Raw genomic sequence first — 15,248 nt, 5'->3', positions numbered from 1 at the left:
TGATAAGAATAAAATATTATTTGTCGAAAAATCGAAAGCACTTCGCTAAATGTGATAAAAGAAATTAAATGAGAAATCTAAACAATTTTATCGAAGATAAAATCTTTGCGTCTTATAAAAAGTATTTTTGTCATTAACTTGCATCTTTGTGAGAAACCGACAAATAATTTAAAATAAACAGATATGAAGCAGAATATCGTAAAAACATTAGCATTAGGAACGCTCCTCACATTCGGATTTTCCAATGCCCAGAACAAACCGAAAGTCGTTTTAGACAACTTTTTCAACAACGAAAAAAAGGAAAACAAAGAAACCAAAGCGCTAGAATCCTGGCATTACACGTGGAATGATACAACCAACGGCGGATTTTCTTTGCTTGGAGAAATCTTTCAAAAGCAAGGTGCGGAAATCAGCACACTTACAACAGCTCCTATCAAAAAAGATTTGAAAAACGCCAACATCTACATTATCGTTGACCCGGATATCGACAAGGAAGCTTACGGGGGGAAGGCCAATCTTATTGATGCAAATTCCATCAAAAACCTTGTGGATTGGGTGAAGAAAGGCGGTGTTTTGGTCTTATTGAGCAACGACAACGGCAATTCTGAGTTTGAACATTTTAATCAACTGGCAGAAAAATTTGGGATTCATTTTAATGATGACAGTTACAACCGCGTTCAGGGAAGAGAATTTGAGCAGGGAAAAGTGATGGTTCCTGCCGGAAACGAGATTTTTTCTGAGCAGAAATTATATATGAAAGAAGTGAGCACGATAGATGTAAAAGCACCTGCTAAAGCTATTTTGACTGCAGAAGGCAAAAACATCGGAGCCATTGCAAAAGTAGGAAAAGGAACTGTTTTCGCGTTGGGCGACCCGTGGTGCTACAACGAATATATCGACGGCAAAAAACTTCCTGCCGATTTCACCAACTATCAGGGAACAGAAGAATGGGTGAAATGGTTGCTGAAGCAGGCTTCAAAAAAATAATTTGAATTGTGCAATCGATTGAAATTGAGTGATTGGAATTATTTGGGCAGCTTAATCCGCCTGTAGTTTATCCTGAGCTTGTCGAAGGGCTCCAATCTTTTTGTTCCGCTTTGCTACACAAAAAGGATTTCCGCTCAAGTCGGGCTGCGAGAGATTCAACGTTTTAAAATATTTGATTTAAAAAAACAAATACTGAAGACACAATAAAAGCTGATTTGTTAGAGCATTTGTCATTCTGACGAACGAAGAATCTCAGTCAAAGAAATTGAGATTCTTCACTACATTTCATTTTGTTCAGAATGACATACTGAAAGAACTTGTTTATAAAAGCATTTAGTCAAAACATAAAAATAATTAAATATTAATGTAGAATTATGAAATCGCTGTGATTAACACCAAAAATTGATTCAGCGATTCCATATGACCTTTAAAAAACAATAAAATCTGCCTATGAAAATCAAATATATCTTCATTACATCCGCCATTTTTCTTTCGCAAACATTCTTTGCCCAAAGACAAATGGAATACCTGAAAAGAGGAATCGTTGCCATTCCCGCAGATTCAGGCGTTTTTGTGAGTTGGCGTTTGCTCGGAACAGAAGCTCAGAACACTCATTTTGATATATATCGAACGGAAAATAATTCGACAAAAAAACTGAATGAAAAACCACTCTTGAATGAGACGAATTTCTTAGATAAAACTGCTGACAAAGGGAAGAATTACACCTATTTCGTAAAATCAAATACACAACATCAGGAAGTTGACCAGGATTTTGCAAAATATACAGCGAATCAAAAACCATATTTTTCAATTCCGTTAAAAACTCCCGCAGGCTACACACCAAATGACGCTTCAGTTGCCGATTTGGACGGCGACGGCGAATATGAAATCATCCTTCATCAAACCGGAAGGTCAAAAGACAACAGCCAGAAAGGAGAGACAGACCCGCCGATTATCCAGGCTTATAAATTGGATGGAAAGCTTTTGTGGGAAATCAATTTAGGTAAAAATATCAGGGAAGGAGCGCATTACACACAGTTTTTGGTATATGATTTAGACCAGGACGGGAAAGCGGAAATCGTAATGAAAACTGCCGACGGAAGCAAAGACGGAAAAGGGAAAATTATCGGCGATGCAACAAAAAATTACGTCAATGAAAACGGAATGATTCTTTCCGGGCCGGAATATCTGACGGTTTTTGACGGACAGACCGGAGCCGAAATTCATACCGTGAATTATGAAGTTCCAAGATTCGCGGGCAATCTAAATCCAACCGATGAACAAATGACCGAAACCTGGGGCGATGCAAAGGGAAACCGGCTGGACAGATTTTTGGGAGCAGTTGCTTATCTGGACGGTAAAACCCCGAGTGTGATTATGTCGAGAGGTTACTACACCAGAACAGCAATTGCAGCGTGGGATTTCAAAGATAAAAAACTCAGTTTACGTTGGCTTTTCGATACGGAAAGTTCAGAAGAAAATAAGCAATATCGCGGACAGGGAAATCATAATCTGAGCATTGCAGATGTGGATAATGACGGAAAAGATGAAATCATTTTCGGAGCAATGACCGTAGATGATGACGGAAAAGTGTTGAATAGTACAGGTTACGGTCACGGTGATGCGTTGCACGTCGGAGACCTCGACCCATCCAATCCCGGATTGGAAATTTTTGATATTCAGGAAAGATTTGACGATGCAGGAGCGCATTTCAGAGATGGGAAAACCGGAAAAGTGTTGTGGAAATTGCCGTCTTTAGTGTATAGTCAAAGCAGTAAATTCCAGGGTCCGGGCAGAGGTTTGTCTCTAAACATAGACCCTCGTTACGAAGGTTCGGAATCTTGGGCAGCCGGAGCCGGACTGAGAGGAATATATGATACCAAAGGAAAAAAAATCAGTGATAAAAATCTGCCTGCCAATATGGGAATCTATTGGGACGGCGATTTTTTAAGCGAAATTTTAGATGGCACAGTCGTCTCAAAATGGGATTGGAAAAATGAAAAGGCAAACGTTATTTTCGATGCTAAAAACTTCCAGTGTGAATCGAACAACGGAACGAAAAAAAATCCGTCTTTAGTGGCTGATTTATTTGGTGACTGGCGTGAAGAAGTGATGTACAGAACTGCCGATAATCAGGAGTTGAGAATTTTTTCAACAACAATTCCGACACAACATCGATTATATACCTTAATGCATAACCCGCAATACCGATTGAGTATTGTCTGGCAAAATGTAGGATACAATCAGCCTCCGCATACGGATTATTATCTCGATGAATCGATTAAGGAAATTCCAAAACCGAATATACTGACAGTTAAACATTAAAATAAATTTAAAAAAAGTTAAAAAATATGAAAAAAATAATAGTTATAAGTTTTGTTTTTGTGTTAATCTTTGGAGGGATTTCCTCTTGTTCGGCTCAGAAACATACAACTGCAAAGAAAAGGTCTGAACTCCCGAATAAAAAAGAAGTTCTGGAAATTGCAGAAAGAGCCAACCGGTATTTTATGAACAAATGGCCTGACCCGGGAAAAGAAATTGTGGGCAAAAAAGTATGGCCAAGCAATCTGTGGACAAGAGCGGTCTATTATGAAGGTTTGATGGCATTATACAAAATCGACCCGAAAAAAGAATATTATGAGTACGCCATCGATTGGTCACAAAAGCATAATTGGGATATGATGCGCGGAACTTATACCCGTAACGCTGATAATCAGGCCTGCGGGCAGACCTATCTTGACCTTTATGAAATCGATGGAAGAAAAAATCCCGAGAGAATAAAATTTGTCAAACTTTCTATGGATAGTATGATTGCTTCAGGAAAATCAGATGATTGGTGGTGGATTGACGCTTTACAAATGGGAATGCCGATTTTTACAAAGTTGGGCAGAATCACAGGAGAAAAAAAATATTTTGATAAGAATTACGAAATGTATGCCTTTACAAAATACAAGCACGGCGGAAATGGTCTGTACAATGCGAAAGATAAACTCTGGTGGAGAGACAAAAGCTTTGTCCCGCCTTACACAGAACCAAATGGTGAAGATTGCTACTGGAGCCGTGGAAATGGTTGGGTAGTTGCTGCTTTGGCGAAAACTTTGGAAGATACTCCAAAATCTGATGCGCATTATCAGGAATATTTACAGGATTATAAAGACCTTTTATCGGCTTTGCTTCCGATTCAGAGAGAAGATGGTTTTTGGAATGTAAGTTTGCACGACCCGACCAATTTCGGAGGGAAAGAGATGACGGGAACTGCACTTTTTATTTACGGAATGGCATATGGAATCAATAAGGGTCTGATAGACAAAGAAACTTATTTGCCAATTGTTATTAAAGCTTGGAATGCCATCGTAAAAGATTCTGTTCAGCCTAATGGATTTTTGGGCTGGGTTCAGGGTACTGGAAAAGAGCCTAAAGATGGTCAACCACTTTCTGTAAGCAAAGAACCTGATTTTGAAGATTATGGCTTAGGCTGTCTTTTGCTGGCAGCTAGTGAAGTTTATCAATTGAAATAAATTTTTAGTTTTTCTAAATAATTTTAAAGACTTAATAATGAAAATTGTTTAGTCTTTTTTTGTTGGTATAAATAATTGAAAATTGAACCAGCGAAGATACAGAGCCTGTTTTTAGCATAGTAAGTTGAAATCAAATTGAATTAAAATACTCATAACTATCAATAAAATAGCGTTTTAAAAAATCTCTATGAAATAATAGAAAAAATCTTATTTTTCAAAAATTTAAGCATGACACCACAAGATGCGCAATCGATTACATCTTATTAATTTTCAAATTCAAGCAATACGATAATTATGAATGCATTATTAGGAGTTTTATTTCATTTCTTAGGCGGATTTTCTTCAGGAAGTTTTTATTTGCCCTATAAAAAAGTAAAAGGCTGGTCCTGGGAAACATACTGGTTGATAGGAGGAGTTGTCTCATGGATTATTGTACCGCCATTGGCAGCATTTCTAACGATTCCTGATTTTTGGGAAATCATTCAGAATGAAACATCTTCTATTTTAGGATTGACATTTTTGTTCGGTGCTTTGTGGGGAATCGGCGGTTTTACTTATGGTTTGGGCGTCCGGTATTTGGGTGTGGCTTTGGGAAGCAGTATTATTTTGGGGCTTTGTATGGTTTTTGGCTCGCTCGTTCCTTCTATTTATTATGAATTTTCTCCACAATCGGGGAAAGATAGTATAGGATTAATGCTTTCCAGCAAATGGGGGCAGTTTGTATTGTTGGGACTTTTTATCTGCGTTATCGGAATCGTCATCAGCGGGAAAGCGGGGATGATGAAAGAAAAAGAACTTCAAACCGATTCAATAGACCCGCACAGTATGGAAGTGAAAACTGAATATAAGTTTGGATTAGGATTACTCGTTTCTATCATATCCGGTGTTTTAAGTGCTTGTTTCAATTTCGGTCTTGAAGCCGGAAAACCAATGGCAATCGTAGCCAATGAAGCTTGGAAAATTGCAAATCCGGAGCAAGGGGAATTTCTTTTTCAGAATAATGTAACTTACGTGGTTGTACTTTGGGGCGGGATGGCGACCAATCTGGTCGGCTGTCTCTATCTTTCATTTAAAAATAAATCTTATACTGATTATAAGAAAAAAAATGTGCCTGTTTTAGCTAATATCATTTTTTGTGCATTGGCAGGAATTATGTGGTTTCTACAGTTTTTCTTTTACGGAATGGGGGAAAGCAAGATGGGAAATGGTGCCAGTTCATGGATTTTACACATGGCATTCATCATCCTGATTGCAAATCTTTGGGGTGTCATCATCAAAGAATGGAAAGGTGTTTCCAAGAAAACCATTACTACTATTTCGGTTGGTATGCTCGTGTTGCTGATATCAATTTTGATTGTTGGTTACGGAAATTCTTTACGATGAAAGTAGAGTTATTACTAAAAAACGGGAATCATATTTTTACAATATTCATATACATATAGTTTAAAATTCAAGTTTAGTAAAGGCGCTGAGATTTTTCAGTTGCCTTTTTTTATGATAATAATTTTCACTATTTTATGAAAAATAGGGTAATAATAAATGAATAAACCGTTATTATATACGGAGTTATGTGTTTTTGATTTTATTTTCAATTAAATGATCAAATTGTTATTATTTTTAAATTTTGAATTGAATATTTACAAATAATTAAGAGAAATTATGAATATTAAGATGCAGGATATTGCAGGATGCCAGAGTTTTTGTAACAATGTACATTGGCTTCATAATAATTAATGCTAATAAAAGTTAATGTATGTCTTTAAAAATTACTCTCAGAGATTATAAGCCATTCTTATTACCGATGTTCCTTCTTTCAACAAGTTTTGTTTGGGGGCAGGAAGTAATAAAGGGTGTGGTTTATGATGAGGTTGGTTCACCAATTAGCAATGTAACGATACAACAGAAAGGAACTAATAATACGGTTCTGTCTGACTCAAAAGGAGCATATTCTATCGAGCTGCAACCTGCCGGAAAACTATCCTTAGTGTATTCTTTTGACGGTTATCCCAATATAGAAGAAGCTGTATCGGGAAGAAAGGTGATTAATTTTACCTATAAAAAAAGTGAGAAACAAATCGATGAAGTAGTCATCATAGGCTATGGAAAGGTAAAAAAATCAGATCTTACAGGTTCGGTATCTTCAGTTTCAGCAAAAGATTTGGCGGCTACACCGGCAATGAATGCTTTACAGGCATTACAGGGAAGAGCTGCAGGTCTGAACATTGTGACAGCGGGTGGTGCTCCGGGGGCGAGTGCAAACGTTACCATCAGAGGAGGTTCTTCCATTACCCAAAGTTCTGATCCTCTCTATATTGTAGATGGTTTCCAGATGGATAATGCTTTAAATGTTATTAATCCAAACGATATTGAAAGTATTGATGTCTTGAAAGGAGCTTCTGCAATTGCAATTTATGGTGCCCGTGGTGCCAATGGTATTATTGTTATTAAAACTAAAAGCGGTAAAAAAGGAAGAACTACCATTAATTATAATTCCTTCATGTCGTTTGATATGCTTTCAAAGAAATTGGATATGGTTTCCAATTCCGAGCAATACGTGAAATATCAGTACGAAATGGCGCAGCTTCAGGGGAAAACAACGCAGTGGAGCAATGTTTTTGATAATAGCTTAGGAACAGATTCACCAGGATTCTATACGGGTGCATATCAAAGAATTGCTGATCGCTACGGCTCAGCTTACGCATTAGACTGGCAGAAAAAAATGTTAGGAGGAAGTGGGTTAACCCAAAATCAGAATATTAATTTTTCTGTGGGAAACGATAAAACACAGGCTTTTATCAGTTATAATTATAATAAGCAGGATGGTCTTTTACAAAATTATAGTGAGACAAGAAACTCATTACGTGCGAATATCAATTCAGAATTATATAAAGGTATCAGAGTAGATTTCAATACGATGTTTAATTCTACTTCTACAAACGGAGGTGGAGCATACTCGGGAATGAAGAAAATTCTTCTTCAGCCAATCAATGGAGGAACACTATTTTCTGAAGATCAGTTATTCAATACACAGACTTTTACGGATTTATCAGCACTGGATTCAAGTTTTGATACGGAAAACCCATTTATAGAAACTAGTGCTTCTACCATAAATAAGCGTACAAGAACATTTGTGGCAAATGCGGGGATTGAATTTGATTTCTTGAACAGTTTTACATGGAGAACAGCCGGACAATATAGCTGGATTAATAGTAAATCAACCTCATTTTCAGATCAGAATTCACGTGCATATCTTACAGATCCCGTCAATACGGGGATTAACGGAAGTATTGCAAATGCAGAAACCTATCGTTATCAAATTACCAATACTTTAAACTATAATAAAACCTTCGGAGAAAAACATAAAGTAAGTGCTTTAGTCGGAAATGAAATCTGGTATGAAGAGTCTGAAGGAAACAGTATGAAACTGACAAAATTCCCTTACCCTAATTTCGGTCTGGATGATATTACCAATGCAACAGTTGCCGACAAGGATACGGACAGAGCCAGTGTGAGCTTAATTTCATATTTTATGCGGGTAAATTATAGTTATGACAACCGTTATTTAATAACCGGGACATTGCGTAATGATGGTTCTTCTAAATTTAAAAACTTCAAATGGGGATATTTTCCTTCAGTAGCACTTGCATGGCGTACATCTCAGGAAAATTTCTGGAAAGATCATAAAATCAATAATATTGTGAATGATCTAAAACTAAGAGTAGAATATGGTGTCGTTGGTAATAATGGTATTCCGAACAATCTGTTTAGAACCAATGTATTGCTTACGGATTATCCAATCAATAATACTCAGGGAAACCCTGCTTATGTTACAAGTTCAGATTTAGGTAATCCTGATTTGAAATGGGAAGAACTGAGAACAACGAACCTCGGAATAGATATAGCTTTATTTAATAATAGAGTAAAATTAACCTCAGAATGGTACAACAATAATGTAAATGGCATGCTGTTCCAGTCTTTGCTACCAGTTTCTACGGGATATGCAAGACAATATCAGAATATTGGAGCCATGAGAAACAGAGGAATGGAATTTACATTGAATACAGTGAATGTAAAGTCTGAAAAATTCAGATGGACAACAGATTTCAATATATCTTTCAATAAATCATATGTTAAATCTCTTGAAAACGGACAAACTTCAAAAACTTTTAGTGTAGGGGGCAACAGAACGGGTATGGTAACCTACTATGCAACAGTAGGACAGGAGTTGGGAGATATGTACGGGTATGTTTATCAGGGAATTTATACAACTGATGATTTTACACAAAATCCGGACGGGTCATTAAGCTTAAAACCGGGAGTTGTAAAACCAGCAACAGGAACTCCTAAACCTGGAGATATCAAATTTGCTGCAGATAATGAAGCAGGAGATCAATTTACCAGAAAAATGCAGAAAATCGGAAACGGTACACCAGACTTTATTGGAGGAATCAGCAACAATTTTTCTTATAAAGGTTTTGATTTGACTGTATTTATGAAATTCAGCGTTGGAAATGATATTTACAATGCAACGAAGCACAGTTTGAGTCCTTATGCATTATACCAAAACGTTCCTTCAGAATTTGGAAATAATTATTACCATTTAATTGATCCGAATACAGGACAGGCAACAACGAATTTGATTAGATTAAAAGAATTGAATCCAGATGAAGGTTCAAGCCTTTGGAGTCTAAGCAATACCAATACGGGTTATATCACTTATCCTTCATCATATTATGTGGAAGACGGCTCGTATCTGAGAATCGCTCAGGTGACATTAGGGTATTCTTTTCCTAAAGAATTTTTAAGTAAAGTGATGCTAAGCAATGCCCGCATATATTTTACGGTTAATAATCTTGCTACGATTACGGGATATTCTGGTTATGACCCAGAGGTTTCTGCTGGTAGTGGTGTAACTGTTACACCTGGATATGACAGTTCTACATATCCGCGTTCAAGAAGCTATGTTCTTGGTATCAATTTAACTTTTTAATATTTATAGTAATGAAAAAAATATATAATACACCCGGATTTTTAAAAAAATTAGTCATACTTCCATCCCTTTTTATTGCTGTAATAAGTATCAACTCATGTAGCAATGACTTTTTAGATCAACCTGCATATAATTCATCTGATACAGAATCGGTATTTAACAGTCTAGAAACGGCAGATATGTTTGTCCAGGGTTGCTACAGAGGTTTAGTTCCAACGGAAATATATTACCAGTTAGGAGCTGGGGATACTGTAACCCACTCCGCTGAAGATGGATCAACCAACAATTCCAAATATAATATTTGCAACTATCAATATGATGCATATACTCCGAATACAGTCACGGGAATTTATGCTGCCATGTACGCTTGTATAGAGAGAACTAATATTGCTATCAGCAGATTAGGCCAAATGTCGGCAAGTGCGAAACGTGATGCTTTGCTAGGTGAAGTAAAAGCGATTCGTGCATTTTGTTATTATAATCTAATTCGGGTTTACGGGGATGTCCCTGCAGTTTGGCAGCCTTTAGAAGAAATGGATCCTAATGATCCCAATACTTTATATCCAAAACGTACTTCTCGTGATGAGATCTATGATCGTATCATTGCTGATATTCAGGAATCCGTAGATAGTATGCCATCTGCTGCGCAGGTGGGCACAACAGAAAGGTTAAGCAAAACAGCAGTAAATGCATTGTTGGCAAGAATTTCCTTGTACGCAGCAGGATATTCTCTTCGTTGGAATCTTAATGGCGGAGGTGCTGCTATGATGTCGCGCCGTAGTGATAACAACAGGGTTCAGCAGTTGTATCAGATTGCAGATAACGCTTGTGCTTCCATTATCAATAGTGGAACTAATAGTTTAGTACAAGGTCAGGGAGGTAAAAGCGGTTTTGAATATCTATGGTTTAATTTCTGCCAAAGGAACTTTGGAGCTGTAAACACTGAAATGCTCTGGCAAATCGCCGAATATGGAGCCAACACAAACTCTGCCTTCGGAGTTTATGCACATCCGGGCTCACGTGGAGGTACTTATGGTTCACGTAAAGCATTACAGTTTATGTTGCCTAGTTATTATTTATCTTTTAATCAAGGGGATACCCGTAGAGATGTCTCTTGTACTTCGTATAGTATTTATTTCTTAAATAATGGTGCAGCGACTGACAAATGGGTAGATGTAGGTACTACATACTCTTGTATCATGCCGGGTAAATTCAGATTAGGATGGTGTGTAGAGCCACAGGCGGCAGATGCGCGTAATGTTAATATTCCTATTCTAAGATATTCTGATGTTTTATTAATGTATGCTGAAACTCAAAATTATTTACATTCGGGACCTACCGCTGCTGCAAATGCCGCTCTGATGCAGGTAAGAACTCGTGCGGGAATTGGAACTTTACAACCGCCAAGTGGTCAGGATGCGTTTGAAAAAGCAATTGTTCAGGAACGTAAGTGGGAATTTGCGGGGGAATTTAACCTTCGTACAGATTTGATTAGAATGAATCGTTTGACAAGCGAAATTAACGAAACAAAACAGGCTATGAAAAATTTGTCTAACCGTTCCGGCGAATTTGCAAATACACCGATTTATCGTCTTTATAAATATCATCAGAATGCCCAAATCTACGGAGATCCGTTTTTGGCAGTTACTTATATTGATTTAACAGATCCTGCAGAAATTGCAGTTGTTCAGAATGTTCCTACAAATTCCGCAGATTATGCTGCTTATCAGACAGCATTGGCAAATATAGCTACGGCACACGGTCAAACTGTATCAGCAGGTGATAAGTGGTATCCAGCGAATATGTTTCAGGCTTATACAAGTACTTTTAACGGAAATGCAAGAAAAGCTGTAGGATTTACGGGTGGGTTTAATGCACTTCAGATTGGAAATATTATTTATACAAAACCAACAGGTTCTTTTGAAAACGGGGGAACGTATCCGAACTGGATAGAAGGGGGAGGAGATGGTCTTTTCTACGGATTTGTGCCTAATAAAACCGAATTGCTTCCTTTTGCAGCGGCATCTGCAGGACATCCGTTGGTAGATAATCCTAACTTAACTCAACTTCCTGGATATTAATTAAATAATACTTAATCACAAAATATTAATTATATCTGTACTCAAAATTATCTTTAAAGAGATATTGATGAGAAAAATCAGCGTTAAATTATTTTTAAATTAAGTATTTACCAGTATAGTACGGGATGCTGTAAAAAACATTACGATATAATTTTGAAAAAAAATTTAGAAATATAAGATAACAAATGGAAAATGTAAAAACATTCAAATACGTAGACTATTTATGGGATGAAAATAAAGCGGCATCTTTAGGAAATGATCAGGTTGCTTTATTTTTGTATCGCTCAAATATATTAGGGGCAGATTTAAGAATTACCAATTATGGAGGAGGTAATACCAGTTGCAAAACCATCGAAAAAGACCCTTTGACTAACGAAGAAGTTGAGGTAATGTGGGTAAAAGGTTCGGGTGGTGATATCGGAACGTTAACTAGAAAAGGTATTGCTGGTCTGTATACAGGAAGACTGAGAAATCTTAAAAATGTTTATCAAGGTTTAGAAGATGAAGACAGAATGGTAGGCTTATTTAATCACTGTATTTTTGATTTGGACAGTAAAGCTCCTTCTATTGATACACCTCTTCACGGGTTACTTCCATTCAAACATATTGATCATCTTCATCCGGATGCTTTAATTGCTGTAGCTGCGGCAAAAGACAGTGAAAAAATAACAAAAGAAATTTGGGGCAATACAATGGGCTGGGTTCCGTGGCAGCGTCCTGGTTTTGATTTAGGATTACAATTAGAAAAATGTTTAAATGATAATCCCGGAATCAGGGGAATCGTTTTAGGCAGTCACGGATTGTTCACTTGGGGAGACACTTCTTACGAATGTTATATCAACAGTTTAGAGGTTATCGAAATGGCTTCTGAGTATATCGCTAAGAAAATCCAACAAAACGGGCCGGTTTTTGGCGGTCAAAAAGTGGAATCTCTTCCTGCCGAAGAACGTAAAAGTAAAGCCACTCAATTAATGCCTTTATTACGTGGTCTGGCTTCTTCTGAAAACAGGATGATTGGTCATTTCACAGACAGCGAGACGGTTTTGGAATTCATCAATAGTAATGATTTAGAGCGTTTAGCACCGCTTGGAACGTCATGTCCTGATCATTTTTTAAGAACTAAAATTCAACCTTTAGTCTTAACTTTAGATAAAAATGAAGATTTAAGTGATTCTAAGGCTGTTCTTGAAAAACTGAATCCTCTTTTCGAAAAATACAGAGAAGAATACAAAGAATATTACGAAACTTGCAAACACCCAAATAGCCCGGCAATGCGTGATCCGAATCCTGTGATCATTATTTATCCGGGAGTTGGAATGTTCAGTTTCTCAAAAGATAAGCAAACGACTCGTGTGGCAAGTGAATTTTATATAAATGCCATTAATGTAATGCGTGGAGCAGAAGCCATTTCTGAATATACATCTTTGCCAAGACAGGAAGCGTTTGATATTGAATATTGGCTGCTTGAAGAAGCTAAACTGCAAAGAATGCCTAAAGAAAAACCGCTTTCTAGAAGAATTGCTATTGTAACCGGAGCCGGAGGTGGAATAGGACAGGCCATTGCAGACAAGATGGTTCAGGAAGGGGCAGTGGTTGTTTTTACAGATTTGAATCAGGAAGCGCTGGGTTCCGTTGTAGCAAAATACAACAGTGATCAAGCGGTAGCAGTTCCGTGTGATGTGACAAGCGAACAGGCCATTGCCGATGCTTTTAAAGAAACTGTTTTGGCATTCGGAGGAGTAGATATTTTAGTTCATTCTGCAGGTTTGGCGATTTCTAAATCTTTGGAAGACACCACAACAAAAGATTGGGATTTGCTGGAAAATGTTTTGGTAAAAGGTCAGTTTTTGATGGCAAAAAGGGGTGTTGAAATTATGAAAAAACAAGGCTTAGGCGGAGATATGGTAAATATTGCAAGTAAAAACGGTTTAGTTGCCGGCCCAAACAATATCGCATACGGAACTGCAAAAGCTGCACAACAACACATGACTCGATTGTTGGCGGCGGAATTGGCAGAAGATAAAATCCGTGTTAATGTGGTAAATCCTGACGGAGTTATTGTGGGAAGTAAAATCTGGGAAGGTTCTTGGGCAGAAGGCCGCGCAAAGGCCAACGGAATTTCTGTTGAAGAATTGCCTGCGTTTTATGCGAAGAGAAATTTATTAAATGAAATTATTCTTCCGGAAGATATTGCCAACGGAGTTTTTGCCTGTATCGCAATTTTAGATAAAAGTACAGGAAATATCATCAATGTAGATGGGGGTATGGCAAATGCCTTTCCGAGATAAATTTTAAGACTAAAAAAAAGGGTATAATTTATTAAATTGAAGGCCTTGTGCAGGTCTTTAATTTAAAAATTTTAAAAATCAAATCATGATTATAGGAAAAGATATCATTGAACAATACAATAAAAATGAAGCTGAAAACTTTCAGGCAGATTTTGATTTTCTACAAAATAAATTAACAAAATCAGGGGCAAACGTTACTGAAATTGTTAATAAAATTGCCGATTTTCAGGTAGCGATTCCAAGCTGGGCTTTAGGAGCAGGAGGAACCCGTTTTGGAAGGTTTTCTTATGGTGGTGAACCTGCAACTTTAGAACAAAAATTAGATGATGTTGGGTTAATTCATGCTTTAACGCATTCTGCAGGAGCAGTTTCTTTGCATATTCCTTGGGATATTCCGGGTGATGTGAAGGCAATTAAAGAAAAGGCAACTTCTCACGGACTTGTTTTTGATGCCATGAATTCCAACACCTTCCAAGACCAGCCGGAAACAAAACATTCATATAAATTTGGTTCTCTAAATGCGGTGAATGAAGATTCTCGCGCTTATGCGGTAGAACACAACAAAGAAGTGATCAGAATCGGAAAAGAATTGGGCTCAAAAAGTTTGACCGTTTGGCTGGCAGACGGGGCAAGTTTTCCGGGACAATTGAATTTCCAGACGGCTTTGGCAAAAACTGAGCAAAGTTTAAAAGAAATCTATGCAGGAATGCCAGAAGACTGGAAATTATTTATCGAATATAAACCTTACGAACCCAATTTTTATTCAACGACGATTCAGGATTGGGGAACGTCATTTATGTTGGCGAATGCTTGTGGAGAAAGAGCTTATACTTTGGTAGATTTAGGGCATCATTTGCCTAATTCAAACATCGAACAAATCGTGGCAACTTTGATGTATAAAGGAAAATTAGGAGGTTTTCATTTTAACGATAGTAAATATGGAGATGATGACTTGACAGTTGGTTCTATCAAACCCTATGCATTGTTCTTGATTTTCAATGAATTAGTGTACGGAATTGAAAATAATCCTCAGAATCCTTATCCGGCTTGGATGATTGATGCGAGTCACAATATTAAAGATCCGCTGGAAGATTTGATTCAGTCTTTGGAAGCTATTTTAATTGCTTATGCACAGGCACTTTTGGTAGATCAGAAAGTATTGAAAACAGCACAATTGGAGAATGATGTAGTTCGTGCGCAGGAGATTTTGCAAAATGCGTACAGAACGGATGTTCGACCATTACTAAAAGCTGCAAGATTACAGACGGGTGCAGCGCTTGACCCGATAGCAGTTTACAGAAACCTTAAAGTAAGAGAAAATTTGATTACCGAAAGAGGCTTACATGTAAAAGCAACGGGATTATAAACCTGTTTAAAATTAATA

8 protein-coding genes are annotated in these 15,248 nt (G+C 37.3%); all 8 read left to right on the top strand.

Translation table 11 applies throughout. From position 1 onward, the window contains the following. The first annotated feature begins 183 nt into the window (after positions 1–183). The 8 genes from ACM39_RS08805 to ACM39_RS08770 all read left to right on the top strand — a co-directional run bounded on the left by ACM39_RS08805 (position 184) and on the right by ACM39_RS08770 (position 15,230). Positions 184–987 carry a DUF4350 domain-containing protein gene (locus ACM39_RS08805; RefSeq protein WP_048510656.1) on the top strand — a complete coding sequence of 268 codons (804 nt, stop codon included), beginning with the start codon at positions 184–186 and terminating at the stop codon, positions 985–987. Positions 988–1,437: 450 nt separating this feature from the next. Further along, entirely contained in the window at positions 1,438–3,312 is a 1,875-nt protein-coding gene (locus ACM39_RS08800; protein WP_048510655.1) for a rhamnogalacturonan lyase, read from the top strand. Positions 3,313–3,338: 26 nt separating this feature from the next. Beyond that, a complete protein-coding gene (locus ACM39_RS08795; RefSeq protein ID WP_048510654.1) occupies positions 3,339–4,505 on the top strand; it encodes a glycoside hydrolase family 88 protein in 1,167 nt (388 codons plus the stop codon). A 294-nt stretch (positions 4,506–4,799) separates the two neighbouring features. Further along, entirely contained in the window at positions 4,800–5,888 is a 1,089-nt protein-coding gene (rhaT, locus tag ACM39_RS08790) for an L-rhamnose/proton symporter RhaT (RefSeq protein ID WP_048510653.1), read from the top strand. Between the two features lie 370 nt (positions 5,889–6,258). Further along, complete coding sequence (locus ACM39_RS08785; RefSeq protein WP_228377084.1) at positions 6,259–9,495, top strand: SusC/RagA family TonB-linked outer membrane protein; 3,237 nt, start codon at positions 6,259–6,261, stop codon at positions 9,493–9,495. Between the two features lie 11 nt (positions 9,496–9,506). Next, positions 9,507–11,576 (top strand): RagB/SusD family nutrient uptake outer membrane protein, encoded by a 2,070-nt coding sequence (locus tag ACM39_RS08780; protein WP_048510651.1) that lies wholly within the window; start codon positions 9,507–9,509, stop codon positions 11,574–11,576. A 185-nt stretch (positions 11,577–11,761) separates the two neighbouring features. Further along, positions 11,762–13,864, top strand: a complete 2,103-nt coding sequence (locus tag ACM39_RS08775) for a bifunctional rhamnulose-1-phosphate aldolase/short-chain dehydrogenase (RefSeq protein ID WP_048510650.1) — start codon at positions 11,762–11,764, stop codon at positions 13,862–13,864. An 85-nt stretch (positions 13,865–13,949) separates the two neighbouring features. After that, the gene (locus ACM39_RS08770) at positions 13,950–15,230 is read left to right on the top strand and encodes a TIM barrel protein (protein WP_048510649.1); all 1,281 of its coding nucleotides are present in this window, start codon (positions 13,950–13,952) and stop codon (positions 15,228–15,230) included. The last annotated feature ends 18 nt before the right edge of the window (positions 15,231–15,248 follow it).

Source organism: Chryseobacterium sp. FH2 (assembly GCF_001045455.1).
Taxonomy (GTDB): domain Bacteria; phylum Bacteroidota; class Bacteroidia; order Flavobacteriales; family Weeksellaceae; genus Chryseobacterium.
The sequence above is the reverse complement of the archived record's forward strand: the minus strand, read 5'-3'. Positions and strand labels throughout refer to the sequence as shown.